17 protein-coding genes, 4 tRNA genes, 2 other RNA genes and 1 pseudogene are annotated in these 21,466 nt (G+C 57.7%); 20 read left to right on the top strand and 4 right to left on the bottom strand.

Annotated elements, in window-relative coordinates; genetic code table 11:
• Positions 1-64: 64 nt before the first annotated feature.
• The 18 genes and pseudogenes from rho to J1C59_RS18190 all read left to right on the top strand — a co-directional run bounded on the left by rho (position 65) and on the right by J1C59_RS18190 (position 13,505).
• Positions 65-1,324: a transcription termination factor Rho gene (rho, locus tag J1C59_RS18270; protein WP_003851960.1), complete on the top strand. Its 1,260-nt coding sequence runs from the start codon at positions 65-67 to the stop codon at positions 1,322-1,324.
• Positions 1,325-1,604: 280 nt separating this feature from the next.
• Positions 1,605-2,684, top strand: a complete 1,080-nt coding sequence (gene wecA / locus J1C59_RS18265) for a UDP-N-acetylglucosamine--undecaprenyl-phosphate N-acetylglucosaminephosphotransferase (protein ID WP_128085498.1) — start codon at positions 1,605-1,607, stop codon at positions 2,682-2,684.
• A 29-nt stretch (positions 2,685-2,713) separates the two neighbouring features.
• Positions 2,714-3,763, top strand: a complete 1,050-nt coding sequence (wzzE, locus tag J1C59_RS18260) for an ECA polysaccharide chain length modulation protein (protein WP_128085497.1) — start codon at positions 2,714-2,716, stop codon at positions 3,761-3,763.
• A gap of 10 nt (positions 3,764-3,773) precedes the next feature.
• Positions 3,774-4,904: a non-hydrolyzing UDP-N-acetylglucosamine 2-epimerase gene (gene wecB, locus J1C59_RS18255; protein WP_128085496.1), complete on the top strand. Its 1,131-nt coding sequence runs from the start codon at positions 3,774-3,776 to the stop codon at positions 4,902-4,904.
• Positions 4,901-6,160, top strand: coding sequence for a UDP-N-acetyl-D-mannosamine dehydrogenase (wecC, locus tag J1C59_RS18250; protein ID WP_128085495.1), 1,260 nt, complete (start codon positions 4,901-4,903; stop codon positions 6,158-6,160). The genes wecB and wecC overlap by 4 nt, the downstream gene beginning before the upstream one ends.
• A gap of 72 nt (positions 6,161-6,232) precedes the next feature.
• Positions 6,233-6,358: pseudogene (locus J1C59_RS21905) on the top strand (glucose-1-phosphate thymidylyltransferase); the annotation flags it as partial.
• Positions 6,327-7,034 carry a dTDP-4-amino-4,6-dideoxy-D-galactose acyltransferase gene (gene rffC / locus J1C59_RS18245; RefSeq protein WP_128085493.1) on the top strand — a complete coding sequence of 236 codons (708 nt, stop codon included), beginning with the start codon at positions 6,327-6,329 and terminating at the stop codon, positions 7,032-7,034. The pseudogene J1C59_RS21905 and the gene rffC, both read left to right, overlap by 32 nt.
• Positions 7,021-8,151 carry a dTDP-4-amino-4,6-dideoxygalactose transaminase gene (gene rffA / locus J1C59_RS18240; RefSeq protein WP_128085492.1) on the top strand — a complete coding sequence of 377 codons (1,131 nt, stop codon included), beginning with the start codon at positions 7,021-7,023 and terminating at the stop codon, positions 8,149-8,151. Before rffC ends, rffA begins: the two co-directional genes overlap by 14 nt.
• Positions 8,151-9,401 (top strand): lipid III flippase WzxE, encoded by a 1,251-nt coding sequence (gene wzxE, locus J1C59_RS18235; protein ID WP_128085491.1) that lies wholly within the window; start codon positions 8,151-8,153, stop codon positions 9,399-9,401. Before rffA ends, wzxE begins: the two co-directional genes overlap by 1 nt.
• Positions 9,398-10,465 carry a TDP-N-acetylfucosamine:lipid II N-acetylfucosaminyltransferase gene (wecF, locus tag J1C59_RS18230; protein ID WP_128085490.1) on the top strand — a complete coding sequence of 356 codons (1,068 nt, stop codon included), beginning with the start codon at positions 9,398-9,400 and terminating at the stop codon, positions 10,463-10,465. Before wzxE ends, wecF begins: the two co-directional genes overlap by 4 nt.
• Positions 10,462-11,805 carry an ECA oligosaccharide polymerase gene (gene wzyE, locus J1C59_RS18225; protein WP_128085489.1) on the top strand — a complete coding sequence of 448 codons (1,344 nt, stop codon included), beginning with the start codon at positions 10,462-10,464 and terminating at the stop codon, positions 11,803-11,805. Before wecF ends, wzyE begins: the two co-directional genes overlap by 4 nt.
• Before the next feature lie 25 nt (positions 11,806-11,830).
• On the top strand, positions 11,831-12,571 hold the full coding sequence (wecG, locus tag J1C59_RS18220) for a lipopolysaccharide N-acetylmannosaminouronosyltransferase (protein WP_140917360.1): 741 nt from the start codon (positions 11,831-11,833) through the stop codon (positions 12,569-12,571).
• Positions 12,572-12,729: 158 nt separating this feature from the next.
• Positions 12,730-12,806: transfer RNA gene (locus J1C59_RS18215), tRNA-Arg, on the top strand.
• 98 nt (positions 12,807-12,904) lie between these two features.
• A tRNA-His gene (locus tag J1C59_RS18210) sits at positions 12,905-12,980 on the top strand.
• 16 nt (positions 12,981-12,996) lie between these two features.
• Positions 12,997-13,083 (top strand) — tRNA-Leu (locus J1C59_RS18205).
• Positions 13,084-13,104: 21 nt separating this feature from the next.
• Positions 13,105-13,181, top strand: a tRNA-Pro gene (locus tag J1C59_RS18200).
• A 32-nt stretch (positions 13,182-13,213) separates the two neighbouring features.
• A non-coding RNA gene (locus J1C59_RS18195) (RtT sRNA) lies at positions 13,214-13,343 on the top strand.
• A 32-nt stretch (positions 13,344-13,375) separates the two neighbouring features.
• A non-coding RNA gene (locus J1C59_RS18190) (RtT sRNA) lies at positions 13,376-13,505 on the top strand.
• A gap of 690 nt (positions 13,506-14,195) precedes the next feature.
• On the opposite strand, the gene hemY is transcribed toward J1C59_RS18190, so the two are convergent.
• Genes hemY through hemC form a run of 4 tightly spaced genes read right to left on the bottom strand, consistent with a single transcriptional unit; the run spans position 14,196 to position 18,220 of the window.
• On the bottom strand, positions 14,196-15,392 hold the full coding sequence (gene hemY / locus J1C59_RS18185; RefSeq protein WP_128085488.1) for a protoheme IX biogenesis protein HemY: 1,197 nt from the start codon (positions 15,390-15,392) through the stop codon (positions 14,196-14,198).
• Between the two features lie 2 nt (positions 15,393-15,394).
• A complete protein-coding gene (gene hemX / locus J1C59_RS18180) occupies positions 15,395-16,528 on the bottom strand; it encodes a uroporphyrinogen-III C-methyltransferase (RefSeq protein ID WP_140917361.1) in 1,134 nt (377 codons plus the stop codon).
• Between the two features lie 25 nt (positions 16,529-16,553).
• Positions 16,554-17,282 carry a uroporphyrinogen-III synthase gene (gene hemD / locus J1C59_RS18175; RefSeq protein WP_128085487.1) on the bottom strand — a complete coding sequence of 243 codons (729 nt, stop codon included), beginning with the start codon at positions 17,280-17,282 and terminating at the stop codon, positions 16,554-16,556.
• Positions 17,279-18,220, bottom strand: coding sequence for a hydroxymethylbilane synthase (gene hemC / locus J1C59_RS18170; RefSeq protein WP_111142005.1), 942 nt, complete (start codon positions 18,218-18,220; stop codon positions 17,279-17,281). The genes hemD and hemC overlap by 4 nt, the downstream gene beginning before the upstream one ends.
• A gap of 316 nt (positions 18,221-18,536) precedes the next feature.
• Between hemC and J1C59_RS18165 the strand changes: the two genes are divergently transcribed.
• Together J1C59_RS18165 and lptM are read left to right on the top strand one after the other, a co-directional pair.
• Positions 18,537-21,095 carry a class I adenylate cyclase gene (locus tag J1C59_RS18165; protein WP_128085486.1) on the top strand — a complete coding sequence of 853 codons (2,559 nt, stop codon included), beginning with the start codon at positions 18,537-18,539 and terminating at the stop codon, positions 21,093-21,095.
• Positions 21,096-21,242: 147 nt separating this feature from the next.
• On the top strand, positions 21,243-21,443 hold the full coding sequence (gene lptM, locus J1C59_RS18160; RefSeq protein WP_128085485.1) for an LPS translocon maturation chaperone LptM: 201 nt from the start codon (positions 21,243-21,245) through the stop codon (positions 21,441-21,443).
• Positions 21,444-21,466 lie beyond the last annotated feature (23 nt).

Genomic DNA, 21,466 nt, shown 5'->3' with positions numbered 1-21,466 from the left:
TTAATTGCCATACCATTCACGACAAACATTCCGAGTATTACCCCGAGTTTAAGAACCCATCACTATGAATCTTACCGAATTAAAGAATACGCCGGTTGCTGAGCTGATTACTCTCGGCGAAAATATGGGGCTGGAAAATCAGGCTCGCATGCGCAAGCAGGACATTATCTTTTCAATCCTGAAGCAGCACGCGAAAAGCGGCGAAGACATCTTCGGTGATGGCGTGCTGGAGATCCTTCAGGATGGATTTGGATTCCTCCGTTCAGGAGACAGCTCCTACCTCGCCGGCCCTGATGATATCTACGTTTCCCCCAGCCAAATCCGCCGCTTCAACCTCCGCACTGGTGACACCATCTCTGGCAAAATCCGTCCACCAAAAGAAGGTGAGCGTTATTTTGCACTGCTGAAAGTTAACGAAGTTAACTATGACAAGCCGGAGAATGCGCGTAATAAGATTCTGTTCGAAAACCTCACACCGCTGCACGCCAACAAGCGTCTGCGTATGGAGCGGGGTAATGGCTCAACGGAAGATTTAACCGCCCGCGTACTGGATCTGGCTTCGCCGATCGGTCGTGGTCAGCGTGGCCTGATCGTGGCACCGCCGAAAGCCGGTAAAACCATGCTGCTGCAGAACATCGCGCAGAGCCTGGCGTACAACTATCCGGACTGCGTGCTGATGGTGCTGCTGATCGACGAGCGTCCGGAAGAAGTGACCGAGATGCAGCGTCTGGTTAAAGGCGAAGTCATCGCCTCGACCTTCGATGAGCCTGCATCACGCCACGTTCAGGTCGCCGAAATGGTGATCGAGAAGGCCAAGCGTCTGGTTGAGCACAAGAAAGACGTTATTATCCTGCTCGACTCCATCACCCGCCTGGCGCGCGCCTACAACACCGTTGTCCCGGCTTCGGGTAAAGTCCTGACGGGGGGTGTGGATGCCAACGCCCTGCATCGTCCAAAGCGCTTCTTTGGTGCGGCACGTAACGTGGAAGAGGGCGGCAGCCTGACCATCATCGCGACGGCGCTGGTTGATACCGGTTCGAAGATGGATGAAGTGATTTACGAAGAGTTTAAAGGTACAGGTAACATGGAACTGCACCTTGCGCGTAAAATTGCTGAAAAACGCGTCTTCCCGGCGATCGATTACAACCGTTCCGGTACCCGTAAAGAAGAGCTGCTCACTTCTCAGGAAGAGCTGCAGAAGATGTGGATCCTGCGCAAGATTATTCACCCGATGGGCGAAATCGATGCGATGGAGTTCCTCATCAACAAGCTGGCGATGACCAAAACCAACGATGAATTCTTCGATATGATGAAGCGTTCTTAATCCGAAACTGCCAGGACGAACCTCTGATTCGGCTTTTTTAGTCCGGATGCGCAGAAAATCGACCCGACGCCACGTCTCAACGTGGCGTTTTTCATTTATGAGCTATAGGATTGAACACTGGCAGGAGCATTTATAATGACTGTGGTAGCGATGGCGAAGGTTTGCGCGTTCGTCCGTCTCTTTACGCAGAATTCGGAATCCGACACAGCGACAGGCGAGCTTTTTCGCGTATTGTTGTGCGGGATGTTAGCTGAGAGCGTTTAACGTGAATTTACTCACTATGAGTACTGAGCTTGGATTAATTTTTCTCTTTTCTTTGGCTTTCCTCTTTTTTGCTCGAAAAGCAGCTAAAAAAATTGGTTTAGTGGATAAGCCTAACTCACGTAAACGCCACCATGGCGCGATTCCGTTGGTCGGCGGCATTTCTGTGTTTGCAGGTATCTGCTTCACGTTCGCTATTACCAACTACTATCTGCCCCATGCGCCGCTCTATCTGGGCTGTGCCGGTGTGCTGGTGCTGGTCGGGGCGCTGGATGACCGTTTCGACATCAGCGTTAAAATTCGTGCGGTCGTGCAGGCCATTGTCGCGCTGGTGATGATGTTTGGTGCCAAACTCTACCTGCTCAGCCTGGGGTTCATCGTCGGTCCGATCGAGCTGATCGTCGGGCCCTTCGGCTATGTGCTGACGCTGTTTGCCGTCTGGGCCGCGATTAACGCCTTCAACATGGTGGACGGCATTGACGGTCTGCTGGGCGGGCTCTCTTCAGTCACCTTTGCCGCGATGGGCATCATCCTCTACTTCGACGGCCAGACCAGCCTCGCGATGTGGTGTTTTGCGATGATCGCCGCCACGCTGCCCTATATCCTGCTCAATCTCGGCTTCCTCGGTCGTCGTTTTAAAGTCTTTATGGGCGATGCCGGCAGCACCATGATCGGCTTCACCATTATCTGGATTCTGCTGGAAACCACCCAGGGTCTGAGTCATCCCATTACCCCCGTGACCGCGCTGTGGCTGATCGCCATTCCCCTGATGGACATGGTGGCGATCATGTATCGTCGCCTGCGCAAAGGCATGAGTCCGTTTTCGGCTGACCGCCAGCACATCCACCATCTGATTATGCGAGCCGGTTTCAGCTCGCGTCAGGCCTTTGTACTGATTACCGTGGCAGCGGCGATCCTGGCCGGTATCGGTGTGCTGGGTGAATATCTGGCTTTCATTCCGGAATGGGTGATGCTGCTGCTGTTCCTGGGCGCTTTTATGGTTTACGGCTACTGCCTGAAACATGCGTGGCGTGTGGCGCGACGTGTGCGGCGCATCAAGCGTCGTCTGAGCCATTACCGCGAAGCCAAAAATAAATGAACCCGATGCTGATAAAGGATAACGCTGGCATGCCTTCTGACGTTGTGGACAACGAACTGGATATACGCAGCTTTGGCTGCCGTTTATGGCGCGGTAAGCGCTGGATTGTCGGGCTGGCGCTGCTGTTTGCGCTGGGCGCCTGGCTCGCCACGCTGCTGATGAAACAGGTCTGGAGCACCACGGCGATCACCGATCGACCCACGGTCAACATGCTGGGTTCCTACTATGCGCAACAGCAGTTCCTGAGTAACCTGGATGCACGCAACAACGCCTTAACCCTGGCGGCGCCGTCACCGACCGTGATGGATGAGGTCTATCAGGAGTTCACGATGCAGCTCGCCTCCTGGGATACGCGTCGCGAGTTCTGGCAGCAGACCGACTACTACAAAAGCCGCAAAACGGGCAATGCGCACAACGATGCGGCTCTGCTCGACGATATGATCGGCAATATTCTCTTCACCCCCGCCGACGCGGCGCATAACCTGCCCGACAACGTCAGACTTAAAGCCGAAACCGCGGGCGACGCCAACAATCTGCTGCGCCAGTATATCGCTTACGCCAGTGAGCGCGCCGCGCGTCACCTGAACGATGAGCTGAAAGGGGCCTGGCAGGCACGCACGAATCAGCTGCAGGCGCAGGTAAAACGTCAGGAAGATGTGGCGAATGCCGTCTTCCAGCGCCAGCAGCATCGGCTTGAGCAGGCGCTGAAGATCGCCAGCCAGCAGGGCATCAGTCAGAAACAGACGCGTGAAGCGGGTGAGAACCTGGCGGACAGCGATCTCTTCCTGCTCGGGCAGCCGGTTCTGCAGGGGCAGCTGGATACCCTGCGCGCGACCGGTCCGGCGTTTGATATCAGCTATGATCAAAACAGGGCAATGCTGACGACGCTGCAGGCCGGGCCAAAACTGAACAGCCAGTTCCAGACGTACCGTTATCTGCGTACGCCGGAAGAGCCGGTTTCCCGTGACAGTCCGCGACGTCTGTTCATGATGATTCTGTGGGGTGCGGTTGGCGCATTAACCGGCGCGGGTGTGGCGCTGGCACGTCGTCCGCGTCCTATGTCAGACACGCATGATTGAGAGAAACAGTGTGAAAGTTCTGACCGTATTTGGTACTCGTCCGGAAGCCATTAAAATGGCCCCGCTGGTTCAGGCGCTGGCGCAGGATCCCGCGTTTGAGTCGCGACTCTGCGTCACGGCCCAGCATCGCGAAATGCTCGACCAGGTGCTGCGTCTGTTCCGTCTGCAGCCGGACTATGACCTCAATATCATGCGTCCCGAACAGGGACTGACCGAGATCACCTGCCGTATTCTGGAGGGGATGAAAACCGTTCTGCTCGACTTTAAGCCGGACATCGTGCTGGTGCATGGTGACACCACTACCACGCTGGCGGCGAGCCTGGCGGCCTTTTATCAGCAGATCCCCGTCGGCCATGTGGAAGCGGGGCTGCGCACCGGCGATCTCGCGTCGCCGTGGCCGGAAGAGGGGAACCGCAAGCTCACCGGCCATCTTGCCCGCCTGCACTTCACGCCTACCGCCCGCTCGCGCCAGAATCTGCTGCAGGAGAATCTGCCGGATGTGCGTATTGTCGTAACCGGCAACACGGTCATTGATGCCCTGCTGTGGGTGCGTGACCGGGTGCTGGATGACACCAGCCTGAATGCGGAGCTGGCGGCGCGCTATCCGTTCCTCGATCCCGCGAAGAAACTGGTGCTGGTTACGGGCCATCGTCGTGAGAGTTTTGGCGGCGGCTTTGAACGCATCTGCAGCGCGCTGGCGCAGATTGCCCGCCAGCATCCGGAGGCGCAGATCGTCTATCCGGTGCATCTCAACCCCAACGTCAGCGAGCCGGTCAACCGCATCCTCAGCGGCATAGAGAATATCATCCTGATCGAACCTCAGGAGTATCTGCCGTTTGTCTGGCTGATGAACCGTGCCTGGCTGATCCTCACGGATTCCGGCGGTATTCAGGAGGAGGCGCCTTCGCTGGGTAAACCAGTGCTGGTGATGCGTGACACCACCGAACGCCCCGAAGCGGTCGACGCGGGTACCGTCAGACTGGTGGGAACCGATATCGCCAGAATCGTGGCGAGTGTCGATGAATTACTGCGCGACGACGAGGCCTGGCAGGCGATGAGCCACGCCCACAACCCCTATGGCGATGGCAAAGCCTGTGGTCGCATTTTACAAGCCTTAAAAGATAATCGAGCCGAATTATGAGTTTTCAAACCATCTCCGTGATTGGACTGGGATACATTGGGCTGCCGACGGCAGCCGTTTTTGCCTCAAAGGGAAAAAAAGTGGTGGGGGTGGATATCAACGCCCGCGCCGTAGAAACCATCAATCGTGGCGCGATCCACATCGTGGAACCCGATCTGGATCAGGTCGTTCATGCCGCCGTCACGCGCGGCGATCTGCGTGCCACCACCCAGCCGGAAGCCGCTGACGCCTTTCTGATTGCCGTCCCGACACCGTTCAAAGATGGACATCAGCCCGATCTGCGTTTTGTGAAAGCTGCGGCAGAGTCGATTGCGCCGGTGCTGAAAAAAGGCGATCTGGTGATTCTGGAGTCAACGTCACCGGTGGGCAGTACCGAACAGATGGCCGACTGGCTGGCTGCGGCACGGCCCGACCTGCGCTTTCCACAGCAGAGTGAAGCGCCGGACGTGTATATTGCCTACTGCCCGGAGCGCGTGCTGCCGGGTCAGGTCATGGTTGAGCTGATTAACAACGACCGGGTTATCGGCGGCATGACGCCCGCCTGTTCCGCCCGCGCCAGCGAACTCTACCGGCTGTTTTTAAAAGGCGAATGTGTGGAGACCAACGCCCGTACCGCCGAGATGTGTAAACTGACTGAAAACAGTTTCCGTGACGTGAATATCGCCTTTGCAAATGAGCTGTCGCTGATTTGCGCCGACCAGGGCATTAACGTCTGGGAGCTGATTGCGCTGGCGAATCGCCATCCGCGCGTCAATATCCTGCAGCCGGGGCCGGGCGTCGGTGGCCACTGTATCGCGGTCGATCCCTGGTTCATCGTGGCGCAGAATCCTGAACTCGCTCGCCTGATCCGCACCGCGCGTGAGGTCAATGACGCCAAGCCGCAGTGGGTGCTGGACCAGGTAAAAACGGCGCTGGCAGACTGCCTGACGCAGACCGGCAAGCGCGCCAGCGATATCACCATCGCCTGTTTTGGCCTGGCTTTTAAACCCAATATCGATGACCTGCGCGAAAGCCCGGCCATTGGCGTAGCCCGGAACATCGCCGAGTGGCACAGTGGCCCAACCTGGGTGGTGGAACCCCATATCGCGCAGCTGACGGACGCGCTCGCCGACCATGCGGAACTGGTGTCGGCTGAGCAGGCGCTGGCGCAGGCGGATATTCTGGTGATGCTGGTCGATCATCGCGCCTTCCGCGCCATCGACGCCACCTGCGTGCAGCAGAACTGGATTGTCGACACCAAAGGTGTCTGGCGATGAAGTGCTTTCTGATCACCGGCGGTGCCGGTTTTATCGGTTTGGCACGGGTGCGCTTCTCCGCTTAAAGGGCGGCTACACATGGCCGCCTGGCGTTACAGCTGGCTGCGCGCCGCGGGCGAAGCGCTGACAAAAATCGGCTACGGCCAATATCTGCTGGATTTATTACATGCCCATCCACGTCAATATTCATCCCCTTAGCTGGGAGAGCGCGTTCTTCGGTGTTGAGACCGTGCGGCTGGAAGCCGAAGGTGACACCCCACTGGAGCAGGCGCTGCGTCATCCCTGTGCGCTGATGCAGATGAAAGTGGCGGCCAGCGAGACCGCGCTGATCGACACGCTGCAGCAGCATCAGTTTCAGCTGGCAGAAGGGGAGGCGGATCTGACGCTGGCGGTCGCGCAGACGGAACGGCAGGCGGGGATTCGCATTGCCCGCGAGTCGCAGATCCCGCTGTTGCGCGAGGCGGCGTCTGCGCTGTTCAGCCAGAGCCGTTTCCGTGCGCCCTGGTATGCGCCGGACGCCAGCGGTCGCTTTTACGCGCAGTGGATTGAAAATGCGGTGCGCGGTTCATTTGACGATCAGTGCCTGGTGGCGAGCGATGCCGCAGGGCAGCTTCAGGGCTTTGTTTCGCTTCGCGCGGTCGATGGCGATGCCCGTGTTGGCCTGCTGGGCGTGCTGCCTGCTGCGCAGGGCCAGGGGCTGGGTCAGCGGCTGCTGCTGGCTGCGGCTGACTGGGCGCGGGTACGGCAGCTGAACCAGCTGCGGATTGCCACCCAGCTCAGCAATCTCACGGCAATGCGCCTCTATTTACGCAGCGGTGCCCGGCTCGACAGCACCGCCTACTGGTTTTACAGGAAAGGTCATGATTCCATTTAATGCGCCTCCGGTTGTGGGCACCGAAATCGAGTATATGCAGTCGGCAATGAACAGCGGCAAGCTCTGCGGTGACGGCGGATTTACCCGTCGCTGCCAGCAGTGGATGGAGCAGCGTTTCGGCAGCAAAAAAGTGCTGCTGACGCCTTCCTGCACCGCGTCACTGGAGATGGCGGCGCTGCTGATCGATCTGCAGCCTGGCGACGAAGTGATCATGCCGAGCTACACCTTTGTCTCTACCGCCAATGCGTTTGTACTGCGCGGCGCGCGGATTGTGTTTGTTGATGTGCGCCCGGACACCATGAATATCGATGAGACGCTGATCGAAGCGGCCATCACGGAAAAAACCCGCGCTATCGTGCCGGTGCATTATGCGGGCGTGGCCTGCGAGATGGACACCATCATGGCGCTGGCGGCAAAGCATAAGCTGTTTGTGATTGAAGATGCGGCGCAGGGCGTAATGTCACGCTACAAAGGCCGTGCGCTGGGCACCATCGGCCATATCGGCTGCTTCAGCTTCCACGAAACCAAAAACTACACCGCAGGCGGTGAGGGTGGGGCGACGCTGATCAACGACGCCAGTCTGGTCGAGCGCGCCGAAATCGTGCGTGAGAAAGGCACCAACCGCAGCCAGTTCTTCCGCGGGCAGGTGGATAAATACACCTGGCGCGATATGGGATCGAGCTACCTGATGGCTGACCTGCAGGCGGCCTATCTCTGGGCGCAGCTGGAGGCCGCTGAGCGTATTAATCAGCAGCGGTTACGCATCTGGCAGCGCTATTATGACGCTCTCCAGCCACTGGCGGCTCAGGGCCGCATCAGCCTGCCGGCGATCCCGGCCAGCTGCGAACACAATGCGCATATGTTCTATATCAAACTGCGCGATCAGGACGATCGCCAGGCGCTGATCGACTGGATGAAAGAGGCCGAGATTCTGACGGTGTTCCACTATATTCCGCTGCACAGCTCGCCTGCCGGTGAGCGATTCTCGCACTTTGCCGGTGACGATCGCTTTACCACCCGCGAAAGCGAACGCCTGCTGCGTCTGCCGCTGTTCTATAACCTGTCAGATAACAACCAGAGCACCGTCATCAGCTCACTGCTGAGCTTCTTCTCCTGATGTCACTTGCCAGAGCCTCAGTGTGGACCGCATCGTCCACGCTGGTAAAAATTGTGGCCGGTCTGCTGGTCGTTAAACTGCTGGCGGTCAGCTTCGGACCCGAGGGCGTCGGCCAGGCGGGGAACTTCCGTCAGCTGATTACCGTGCTGGGCGTGCTGGCGGGCGCGGGTATCTTCAACGGCGTCACCACCTATGTCGCACAGTATCAGCAGCAGCCCGACCGGCTGCGGGCGATGGTGGGAACGGCATCGACCCTGGTGATGGGCTTTTCCGGGGTGCTGGCGCTGCTGTTTCTGCTGGCGGCGGGCCCCATCAGCACCGCGCTGTTCGGTCACGACCACTATCAGGGGGTCATCCGCGTGGTGGCCTTTCTGCAGCTCGGTATCGCCTGGGCCAACTTTACCCTGGCGCTGCTGAAGGGGTATCGCGATGCGCGTGGCAATGCGCTGGCGCTGATCTTCGGCAGTCTGATCGGTGTGGCTGGCTATCTGGTCTGCTGGTGGACCGGTGGCTATCAGGGCGCACTGATCGGGCTGGCGCTGGTTCCGGCTTTACTGCTGCTGCCGGCGCTGATCATGCTGAAACGCCGCGTGCCGCTGCCGCTGAGCTGGCTGCGTCCGCAATGGCATCCTGAGCTGGCGGGGAATCTGGCGAAATATACGCTGATGGCGCTGATTACGGCCGTCACCCTGCCGGTCGCCTGGGTGTTGATGCGTAATCTGCTGGCGCAGCAGCAGGGCTGGGCGCAGGTCGGATTATGGCAGGGCGTCACCAGCATTTCTGATGCCTATCTGCAGTTTATCACTGCCACCTTCAGCGTCTGGCTGCTGCCGACGCTGGCGCGACTCGACAACAAACGCGACATCGCGCGTGAGATTGGCCGTGCGCTGCGCTTTGTCCTGCCCGCCGTCGCGGTTGCCAGCTTTGGCGTCTGGGTGCTGCGCGATGTCGCCATCAGCCTGCTGTTCTCTGAGGCGTTTCGCGGCATGCGCGATCTCTTTGTCTGGCAGTTGTGTGGCGATGTTTTTAAAGTGGGCGCCTATGTTTTCGGATATCTGGTGATCGCCAAAGCCTCGCTGCGCTTTTATGTTCTGACAGAGATCAGCCAGTTCCTGCTGCTGACCCTGTTATCGCGCTGTCTGATCCCGCTCTATGGCGCGACGGGAGCGGCACAGGCTTATATGCTGACCTATATGATTTACTTTGCCCTGTGTTGTGGCGCTTTTATTGTTTACTGCCGGAAAAAATGACTTTAATTCACGTTTTGGGATCGGACATTCCTCACCACAACCAGACGGTGCTGCGCTTTTTCAACGATGTCCTCAGCGTTGAGCAGCCCGCGGCTTCGCCACGCCATTTTATGGTGGTGACGCAGCAGCCCGAAAGCCTGGCCCCCTTCAGCGCGTTGCAGATCGAATGCTTTGCCAGCAAGAAAGCGCTGGCGCAGGCGGTCGTGGCGCGGGCCAGATATCGCCAGCAGCGCTTTTTCTGCCACGGTCAGTTCAACCCGTGGATCTGGCTGGCGCTGCTCAGTGGGAAACTGCGTCGCTCACAGATCTACTGGCACGTCTGGGGAGCCGATCTTTATGAAGATTCGCGCAGCCTGAAGTTTCGTCTGTTCTATCAAATTCGCCGGATCGCCCAGGGCCGCGTCGCTCAGGTTTTTGCGACCCGTGGCGACCTGCATCACTATCAGCAGCGCCATCGTCGCGTGCCCGGTTCACTGCTCTATTTTCCGACCCGCATGCCCGCCGTCGCCGTCGCGTCTGCGCCTTCCGAGCCATTTACGCTGCTGCTGGGTAACTCCGGCGATCCGAGTAACCGGCATATTGAAGGGCTGAAGGCGATTCGCGCGCAGTTTGGCGAGCAGGTGTGCATCGAGGTTCCGCTGGGCTATCCGCCGGGCAACGAGGCTTATATCAGCCAGATTCAGGCCGCTGCAGAGACGCTGTTCCCGAACGGGCAGGTCAATCTGATCCGTGAAAATCTGCCATTTGAGCACTATCTGACCCTGCTGGCGCGCTGCCATGTCGGTTATTTTATGTTTGAACGTCAGCAGGGGGTGGGAACGCTCTGTCTGCTGATTCAGGCCGGTGTGCCATTTGTCCTGACCCGTAAAAATCCCTTCTGGCGTGATGTTGCTGAGCAGCAGCTGCCGGTCCTGTTCAGCGAAGATGCGTTGTCGCCTGCGGTGATTGCGGAGGCGCGGCGTCAGCTGGCGAGCTGCGATAAGCAGGCGATCGCCTTTTTTGCGCCGGGCTATCTCGCCGGCTGGCGGGCGGCGTTACAGCTCAGCGAAGGGGCGTTATCATGAGTCTTATGCAGTTTGGCGGCCTGCTGGTGGTCTATCTGCTGTCGCTGGCGTTTATCCTGACCCTGACCTGGCGGGAGTTTAAGCGTGTCCGTTTCAACTTCCATCTCTTCTTCACGCTGCTGTTCCTGCTGACTTTCTATTTCGGCTTTCCACTGACCTCGGTGCTGGTGTTCCGCTTTAATGTCGATGTCGTACCGGTTGAAAATCTGCTGGAGGCGCTGCTGTCGGCCACGGCGTTTTACGCCATCTATTACGTCAGCTATAAAATACGCCTGAAGCCCGCCAGCGCCACGCCGGCGAAACCCTGGCTGCATATGAATCGCGTCGAAACCCATCTGACCTGCGTGATTCTGGCGCTGGTGGCGCTGGGCACCGTCACAGTGTTCTTTATTCACAACGGCTTTCTGCTGTTCCGCCTGACCGCCTACAACCAGATCTTCTCCAGCGAAGTCTCGGGCGTGGCGCTTAAGCGATTTTTCTACTTCTTTATTCCGGCGATGCTGATCCCCTACTTTTTACGCCCGACGCGCCGCAACTGGCTGCTGTTCCTGGTGGTCACCGTGGCTTTTGGTTTACTGACCTATGCGCTCGTCGGGGGCACTCGCGCCAATATCATTATCGCGTTTGCCCTGTTCCTGTTTATCGGGATTACCCGCGGCTGGATCACGCTGTGGATGCTGGCAACCGCCGGGGTGATGGCGATTGCCGGGATGTTCTGGCTGGCGCTGCGCCGCTATAACCTGGACGTCATGGGCGATGAGGCGTTCTATACCTTCCTCTATCTGACGCGTGATACGTTTTCGCCGTGGGAAAACCTCGCCCTGCTGCTGGATAACTACGCCAGAATCGAGTTTCAGGGACTGGCTCCGCTGTGGCGCGATTTTTACGTGTTTATTCCGACCTGGCTCTGGCCGGATCGGCCGCTGGCGGTGCTGAACAGCGCGAACTACTTTACCTGGGAAGTGCTGAACAACCACTCTGGCCTGGCGATTTCACCTACGCTGATAGGCTCGCTGGTGGTGATGGGCGGCGTCTGGGCGATTCCTCTCGGCGCCGTCGCGGTCGGGATGATTATTAAAGCCTTTGATGCGATCTATCAGCGCGGCTGTCTTGAGACCAATCGCTACAGCGGCGCCATCCTGCAAAGCTTCTGTTTTGGTGCGGTGTTTAACATGATCGTGCTGGCACGCGAAGGTCTTGATGCGTTCGGCTCTCGCGTGGTGTTTTTCTGCATCATTTTTGCTGCGTGCCTGGGCATGGCTAAATTACTTTTCTGGTTACTGGATCGCGCAGGTTTGATTCGCGACCGCAGCAGGCGGGTCGTGCACAGCCCGCTCTGATTAACCTCTGGGATTAACGGAAGATATGACAAAGTTAACGGAAACGCCGCAGTACCGGATTCGTGGCGTTGAGCTGTATGGCTTCGAGAACATGCCGTCGGCGGTGAGTTTTCTGATGCCGCCGCAGCAGGTGCGCAGCGGCATTTTAGTGGCCATTAATGCGGAGAAGATCCTGACCGCCGAGCGGGATGAGGGATTACGCACGCTGCTGACCCAGGCAGAATATGCCTACGCGGATGGCATCAGCATTGTGCGCTCAATTCGCAAGAAGTATCCCCAGGCGCGGGTGCAGCGCATTGCGGGGGCGGATTTGTGGGAAGCGCTGATGGAGCGTGCCGGGCGGGAAGGGACGCCGGTCTTTTTGATCGGCGGTCGTCAGCAGGTGCTGGATGAAACCTGCGCTAAACTGCGTCGTCAGTGGAACGTGAATATTGTCGGGGCGCAGGATGGCTATTTTGCGCCAGCCGAACAGGATGCACTGTTTGCCCGGATTGCGGCCAGCGGCGCAAAGCTGGTAACCGTTGCGCTGGGATCGCCACGTCAGGAGCTGCTGATGCTGGCGTGCCGTGCGCACTGGCCAGATGCCCTCTATATGGGCGTAGGCGGCACCTATGATGTTTTCACCGGTCATGTGAAGCGAGCGCCTCTAATCTGGCAGCGGCTGGGGCTGGAGTGGCTCTATCGCCTTATTCGTCAGCCCTCACGGCTGCGCCGACAGCTAAAACTGCTGAAATATTTGCGCTATCACTGGCGAGGCGATCTCTGATATTGCTGATAAATGCCGCATTTTTAGTCTCTGCCTGCGCATGAATGCGCTATTTCTCGACAAAATGCACAAAGCGTAATCAAACGCGTCTTTTTATTTAAAAAGCACTAGACACGATGGGCGCTTATCTCTAGTATGCACATCCGCAACGGCGCTACGCGCCCGTAGCTCAGCTGGATAGAGCGCTGCCCTCCGGAGGCAGAGGTCTCAGGTTCGAATCCTGTCGGGCGCGCCATATCGTTTGTGCGCATGAGCTTCGGTGGTTGATTTACCGCGGTTGGCAGTAAAGATTTAAATGCTGCAGGTTTGTAATCTGTATCATGAAGAATTGTGGTGGCTATAGCTCAGTTGGTAGAGCCCTGGATTGTGATTCCAGTTGTCGTGGGTTCGAGTCCCATTAGCCACCCCAGATTTTGCTGGGATACGCGAAGGTGGCGGAATTGGTAGACGCGCTAGCTTCAGGTGTTAGTGTCTTAACGGACGTGAGGGTTCAAGTCCCTCTCTTCGCACCAGGCAAAACAGTTTAAAAAAATCGGCGAGTAGCGCAGCTTGGTAGCGCAACTGGTTTGGGACCAGTGGGTCGGAGGTTCGAATCCTCTCTCGCCGACCATTTTTAGAAACCTGTCTGAAAAGACAGGTTTTTTTTCGTCTGCAGAAAAGAGGATGAGAACCTCCGGAGGAGGTTTGCGCCGGGCGCAGCGAGACAACGTTGCGTCAGCAACGGCCCGAAGGGCGCTGCTCGAAGAGCGGCGTTATCCTCTCTCGCCGACCATTTTTAGAAACCTGTCTGAAAAGACAGGTTTTTTTTCGTCTGTTGAAAAGAGGATGAGAACCTCCGGAGGAGGTTTGCGCCGGGCGCAGCGAGACAACGTTGCGTCAGCAACGGCCCGAAGGGCGCAGCTCGAAGAGCGGCGTTATCCTCTCTCGCCGACCATTTTTAGAAACCTGTCTGAAAAGACAGGTTTTTTTTCGTCTGTTGAAAAGCGTATGTGCACCTGAATATCTGACTTATGGGCTGCGGTCAGATATACCAACGTCAGATCTGACGGTCATCTGACGTCTTTCTGCCTGCACTCCTGTCTCTGCCAGCTTTAACAGACACTATCTTCTGAACATAAACGCAGCGTCGTGAATTGCCGACAGATAACCCCTTGTTATTGCTGGATTCATGGAGAGTTCAGGCTGGCTGTCTCCATTCAGAGACAGAAAAAGTCGCTGCTGTCGCCGGACGCCGACACTTCTGCTCCGGCGTCGCCACGGCCTGGCTGGCCGGTACGTCTAAGTGACTGAATTTTAATTTCTTTAAAAATAGTCATCAACCTGGCATGGCTTGTGCAATACTTCTGCTGTAGATGCTCATTCCACCTCTTATGTCTGCTGATGCTACATAAACCTGGGAATGATGCAGAGCCAATTTTCGATACCTGTTGTCTGCCTGCCTGTATCGCGCAAGCCTTACAGGGTTAACAGACACTACGTTGAGTCAGGTATCTCCCGGTTGTCTTACCGACCTGATCTTGCACCTGCCAGTGGCAGGTGTTTTTTTTTGCCTGCGGCCGGGTGGGATGAGAAGACGGGCATAAAAAAGCCGGGCAAGCCCGGCTTTCTGTTTCTCCAGACGGCATCAGCCGTTGGGATTATTCTTCAGCGTCAGCAGCAGCCCTTCACGGCGCATTTTCGCTGCCTCTTCCGGACGATGCAGGCGGTCATAAACATCCGCCAGCCACGCATAGTCGAAGGCATCAGGACGCTGTTCCAGCGCCTGCTGCAGGGCTTCAGCCGCCTGCTGCCATTCGCCGTGGCGCATCAGCAACTGTCCCAGCGTACTGTGCAGTAGCGGCGTAGCGCCATGCTGTTTAATCTGCTGGCGAAGCGCCTTCTCCAGCGCTTCCGGATTGCCGCTTTTAATGCGAGGCATCAGCAGCACCAGGCGGTCGTCGTAATGGCGCTTGAGGCCTTCCAGCACGATCGACTGCGCGGTGTCGTGGTCGTTACATTCGATCAGATGATCCGCCATCGCCACCTGCAGCGTCGTGTCCTGACGGGTTTTGCGGCTCAGCGTGTTCCACCAGCGCTTCAGTCCATCGCTGCCCTGGTCGGCCATCGCCTGATTCATCAGGCCCAGCCAGGCCTGCTGCTGTAGGGCTTCGCGATGCAGATCGTCGCCGACCTGCGCCTTCTGCATGGCGGGCAGGATATCCAGCAGGGCACTCCAGGCACCGGTTCGGATATAGGCCTGTTCAGCCAGACGCAGCACTTCCGGATGACGCGGCGCCACTTCCAGCAGACGGTCGATGCTGTGACGCGCCGCGTGATCTTCGTTACGTGCCAGCTGAATCCGTGTACGGGCAATCTCAACCGGAATGGTATTGCTTTCAGACAGCTCCGCAGCGCGCTCCAGATGCTGATTGGCACGGACTTCGTCGCCACGCTGCTGAGCGGCTTCTGCGGCCAGCAGGTAGTTCGCGACCGGCACATCGGCGTGGTCGGCATCTTTGGAGAGCAGTTTTTCTGCCTGACGATGATCGCCCTCTGCCAGCTTCATCAGCGCCGACTGCGTATGACGCTGTGCACGACGGCGCTTACGTCCGGTAAACCAGCCACGGGTACGGGCCCCGGTGCGCAGCACACGGCGCAGTAACCACTCGACGGCCAGAATCACCAGCAGGCTGATGATAAGGATGATGGCCAGGCCGGTCACGCTGGTTTCGATGTTCCAGTTATCGGTCTGAATCAGTACATAGCCCTGATGACCGGCAATCATCGGTCCCAGCACCACGCCCGCAATCAGCAGGATAAAGAGGATAAATACCTTAAGCATCCTTAGCCTCCCTGCTGAGTAGCAGCGGCAGAAGGTTGCGCTAACAGGTTCCGCACGCGGGTCTGCATCAGCTGCTCCAGCAGCGGCTGACTTTCCAGGCTATCCGGCAGATCCATATTGATGTTCTGCTGGCTCAGCTCATCCAGCTGGGCAAGAAACGCTTTGGTGGCAGCATCGTTGGTGTCGTACCAGGCGCGAACCCAGGCCGAAACGGTATCGATAGACTGCTTGTAGATCTCATCCTGATGACGCGGTACAGCCTGCGCCGCAATCAGCAGACGTGATCGGATGTTCTCGCGCAGGTAAACGTCCTGATTGGGGGCCAGCAGTGGCTGGGCGGTATTGTCGCGGCGGCGGATGGTAATGAAATCATCCATAAAGTTATGCCAGCTTTTCACCAGGTTCTGCCGCCATTCGCGCACGGACCCCGACAGCTCGCCACCGTCGCTGTCCATCGGCGCATCGTCGCTGTCGTTATCCGCCAGACGCAGATTATCAACGTTGTTCGACAGCTGATTGAGCTTGAGGATCACGCCATCATAGTCGACCTGGGTGACGGCAGAGAGGTTACTGATATCCTGGGTCAGGGCACGACGCACGTTCATGACGCTGGGATCGTTCATGTCGGCCAGGCTGGCATCGGCGCTTTTCAGCAGTGCCGCCGCAGTGGTGACATCCTGATCGCTCCAGAGTTTACGGCCGGCCAGCTTCACCAGATAGTCCGCCTGCGCCAGCAGCCAGCTGCGCACATCGTTGCCGGAAATAACGGCCATTTTTTCACGCAGCGTTTCCAGCTCTTTTGCAGAGGCGGTCTGCTGGGCCTGCGCCGTCTGCAGGGCGCTTTCTGCGCCACTCAGTTGCTGTGTCAGCTGCTGTTTATCGCTGCTGGCCTGCTGCTGCAACGCGCTTAACTGATCGCTCAGCTTCTGATTGGTTTGTGCCTGCAAATCGGCCTGATGTTTCCCGTTAAGGTATAAACCCGCACCTATTGCCAGCGCGATGACAATCGCCACTGCTCCCAGCACCATGCCACCATTTTTCGCCTGACGCGGTGGTGTGCTGTTGCTGGAAGGAGAGCGGTCGACCGCTGGGGTGGTTTCTTCAACCATGGCGGAGGAGTCTTTTTGTTCCGTCATATGTGGCACATCCCATTATTAAAGTTCAGCGTAACGCGCGCAGCAGCGCATCGTTATCGGCACCATCGGCTACCTGAATATCCTGCCAACCCAATCCTGCGGCCAGAGTAGCCAAACGTTCACTGACGACGATCAGTCGGCAGTTGAGCAGCCATTCCTCGCGATCAACTGCGGGGAACAGCGAAAAAAGCTGTTGTAACATTTCACCGCTGGTCACCACCAGCACAGAGACGCCGCGATCGCGCCAGCGACGCCCCTCAACCGGGCCATCGTAGTGCTTCTGACGGCGCTGATAGCAGGCAGCAAACGTCACCTCGGCACCGCGCCGGGTTAACGTCTCTGCCAGCAGTTCGCGTCCGGGATCGCCACGCAGGATCAGCGCACGTTTACCGGCCACCTGCTGAAGCGTATTCAGCCGGATCAGCTCTTCGCTGGTTTCCTGCGCATGAGGCCAGGTCACCTGCTGACCGCTGACGGTATGAAACGCCAGTGCGGTGCTGCGACCAATTGCATAATAGTCCAGCTCAGGGGGCCACGCTTTGATCCGGTGCTGTGCGTAGTGAATAACCTGCTGTGAAAGGATAAAAACGAGGTCATCGGCGCGCAGGCCGGCGAGCGTCTGAGGCAGAGAGGGGAGGTCAGCGCCCGGCGCAAATTCGATCAGCGGCAGGCTCCACGCCTGTTTACCAATGGCATGCAGGCGTGATACCAGCTCTGCCGCTGCGGGTTCCGGGCGCGTCACCAGGATGGTCATGCCGGCGGCTGCCCCTGATAGACCTCTTGCAGGATTTCACGCGCGCCGCCGTTCAGCAGTTCATCGGCGAGTGAAATGCCCATCTGTTCCGCCTGCGCGCGCGGGCCGCGGCGTTCGCCGCTGACCATGACCCGGCCATCCGGTGCGCCGACCATGCCGCGCAGCCAGAGATCGTCACCTTCCAGCACGGCAAAACTGCCAATCGGCACCTGACAGCCGCCCTCCAGGCGGGTATTCATGGCACGCTCCGCTCTGACACAGACTTCGGTGTCGGCGTGGTTCAGCGCCTGTAACAGGCCGATCAAGGTCGTGTCGTCGAGACGGCATTCGATGCCGACCGCCCCCTGGCCCACGGCGGGCAGTGAGACGTCGGCAGGCAGCGCCTGACGAATGCGATCTTCCAGTCCCAGCCGCTTCAGCCCGGCAACGGCCAGAATAATGGCGTCATATTCACCGGCATCGAGTTTACCGAGGCGGGTGCCGACGTTGCCACGCAGTGAGCGGATAACCAGATCCGGACGACGCGCGCTGATCTGGCACTGACGACGCAGGCTCGACGTTCCGACGATGGCGCCCTGAGGCAGCGCATCGATAGAGTCATAATGATGAGAAACGAACGCATCGCGCGGATCGTCGCGCTCACAGATGGTCACCAGGCCCAGCCCGTCGGGAAAACTGACCGGCACATCCTTCATGGAATGTACCGCCATATCGGCACGGCCTTCCAGCATCGCCAGCTCAAGCTCTTTGACAAACAGCCCTTTGCCACCGACTTTCGCCAGCGGCGTGTCGAGGATAATGTCACCTTTGGTGACCATAGGCACCAGCTCAACGCGCAGGCCCGGATGGGCGCTCATGAGGCGTTGCTGAACATAATGTGCCTGCCACAGTGCGAGCGGACTTTGTCTTGTAGCAATTCTGAAAATTTTGTCTAACATGCTGTTAACCATTTTTATCGTTCACTGAATATCCTATCATCTCTGGGCGAATACTGTCAGTTTCAACGGATTGAAAAGGGTCGGCGCGCGGCTGACGGCCCGGTTTCTCAAGCCGTCGCGTGCGATCCGGTGCTGAAAATGCAGGAAGCGGGTCAGAACGTGCTAAACTGTTAAGTAGCGCAACTTTCTTTACGGTCAATCTGCCGGGTGTTAGATTGATCACGTTTCCAGCAATTATCTGCCCACTTTTTTACGCCAGCAGAGGCAGAGCGCGGAAACAGGGTGCTTAAACACTGGGACAATCAGGCGAAACGTCTTGTACCTCTATATTGAGACACTGAAACAGAGACTGGATGCAATCAACCAGCTGCGCGTTGATCGTGCGCTGGCTGCCATGGGGCCCGCTTTTCAGCGTGTCTACAGTCTGCTGCCAACCTTATTACATTATCAACATCCACAGATGCCGGGTTACCTTGAAGGTAACGTTCCACATGGCATCAGCTTTTTCACGCCTGATGAAAATCAACGCCAGCTGCTGGCCGACCTGACCGGCGATAATGACCTGCGCCACGCCGATGCGCCGAAAGGCGAACGGCCAATCACGGCCATCTACTCGATGGGCAGCACCTCCTCTGTTGGCCAGAACAGCGTCTCGGATCTTGATATCTGGGTCTGCCATCAATCCTGGCTGGATAATGAGGAGCGTCTGAACCTGCAGCGCAAATGCACGCTGCTGCAGAAGTGGTGCGTCTCTATGGGCGTGGAAGTCAGTTTCTTCCTGATTGATGAGAACCGTTTCCGTCACAACGAAAGTGGCAGCCTGGGCGGAGAAGATTGCGGTTCTACCCAACACATTTTACTGCTGGATGAGTTTTACCGTACGGCGGTTCGTATGGCCGGTAAACGCATCCTGTGGAACATGGTGCCGGGCGAAGAAGAGCATCACTACGACGACTACGTGATGTCGCTCTATGCCAAAGGCGTACTGACCCCGAACGAGTGGCTCGATCTGGGCGGCCTCGGCACGCTCTCGGCCGAAGAGTATTTCGGTGCCAGCCTGTGGCAGCTCTATAAGAGCATCGACTCCCCCTATAAAGCCGTCCTGAAAACGCTGCTGCTGGAAGCCTACAGCTGGGAATATCCTAATACGCAGCTGCTGGCGATGGATATCAAACAGCGGTTGCACGACGGCGAAATTATCTGCTTCGGGCTCGATCCCTACTGCATGATGCTGGAGCGGGTCACCGATTATCTGACCAGCATCGACGATCAGCCGCGTCTTGATCTGGTGCGCCGCTGCTTCTATCTGAAAGTGTGCGAAAAACTCAGCACCGACGATCATCAGCACCGCACCGGCTGGCGCCGCGAAATCTTATCGCAGCTGGTGAAAGCCTGGGGCTGGAACGACGAAAAGATTGCCATTCTGGACAACCGTGCAGAGTGGAAAATCGAGCGGGTGCGCGAAGCGCATAACGAACTGCTGGATGCGATGATGCAGAGCTATCGCAACCTGATCCGCTTTGCCCGTCGCAACAATTTAAGCGTCAGCGCCAGCCCGCAGGATATCGGCGTGCTGACCCGTAAACTCTATGCGGCTTTCGAGGCGCTGCCGGGAAAGGTCACGCTGGTTAACCCGCAGATCTCGCCCGATCTCTCCGAGCCTAATCTGACCTTTATTCATGTGCCGCCTGGCCGCGCCAACCGTCCTGGCTGGTATCTCTATAACCAGGCGCCGGACATGGATTCGATCATCAGCCATCAGCCCCTGGAATATAACCGCTACCTGAACAAGCTGGTGGCGTGGGCGTGGTTCAACGGTCTGCTGACCCGCAAAACCCGGCTGCATATTAAAGGCAACGAAATCTGCGATCTGGCGCGGCTGCAGGAGCTGGTGAACGATGTCTCCAGCCATTTCCCGCTGCGTCTGCCTGCGCCGACGCCAAAAGCGCTCTACAGCCCGTGCGAAATCCGCCATCTTGCGATTATCGTCAACCTTGAGCACGATCCGACGGCGGCCTTCCGCAATCAGGTAGTGCACTTCGACTTCCGCAAGCTGGACGTCTTCAGCTTTGGTCAGCAGCAGCAGTGCCTGATCGGAAGTATCGATCTGCTCTATCGTAACTCCTGGAATGAGGTGCGTACGCTGCACTTCAGCGGCGAACAGGCGATGATCGAAGGGCTGAAAACCATTCTGGGCAAGATGCATCAGGATGCGTCGCCGCCCGATACGGTGGAAGTGTTCTGCTACAGCCAGCATCTGCGCGGGCTGATCCGTACGCGCGTGCAGCAGCTGGTGTCAGAATGTATCGAGCTGCGTCTTTCCAGCACACGTCAGGAGCCGGGCCGCTTCAAAGCCCTGCGTATGGCGGGCCAGACGTGGGGACTCTTCTTCGAACGCATGAGCGTTTCGGTGCAGAAGCTGGAAAACGCGGTGGAGTTTTATGGCGCGATCTCCAACAACAAGCTGCACGGTCTGTCGATCAAAGTCGAAACCAATCAGACGCCGCTGCCGCCGGTGGTCAACGGCTACGCCAGCGAAGGGATCATTCAGTTCTTCTTTGAGAACACCACCGACGAGCGTGGCTTCAACATCTATATCCTCGATGAGACCAACCGGGTGGAGGTCTATCATCACTGCGAAGGCAGCAAAGAGGAGCTGGTGCGCGACGTCAGCCGGTTCTACTCTTCGTCACACGACCGTTTTACCTATGGGTCGAGCTTTATCAACTTCAACCTGCCGCAGTTCTACCAGATCGTGAATACCGGGGAGCGATTCCAGGTCATTCCGTTCCGCAGTCAGACGCTGACGCAGCTCTGCACGTCGCAGCCTGACAACGACAACAGCGACTATCAACCGCGCTATCAGGTGCATTGATGCTGACGGGCTGCCTGCGCTCCGCAGGTGGCCGCTCTCTTTCTGGCCTGTCACCCGGTTCACGCTATTTGCGGGGATTTCCTGTTGCTTTTCCACCTTCAACTGCGATGATAAGCATCCAGGTAAAGGACATGAAGAGCATAAAGAATGAAGAAAGTAACAAGCCTGTTGGCCATGACACTGGCAGTAATCAGCCTTGCAGGTTGTGGCCTGAAAGGACCGCTCTACTTCCCGCCGAAGGATCAGCCGAAGAAACAGCAGGCGCCGACCGAACGCCAGAAAGCGGACGCCACTAAAGCCGATGTGGGCGGACTGGTAACCGGCAATGCAGGCGTAAAAGCGAACTAATCTGATGGCTTATCCGGCGGAGC

Source organism: Pantoea deleyi (assembly GCF_022647325.1).
Classification (GTDB): Bacteria; Pseudomonadota; Gammaproteobacteria; order Enterobacterales; family Enterobacteriaceae; genus Pantoea; species Pantoea deleyi.
The sequence above is the reverse complement of the archived record's forward strand: the minus strand, read 5'-3'. Positions and strand labels throughout refer to the sequence as shown.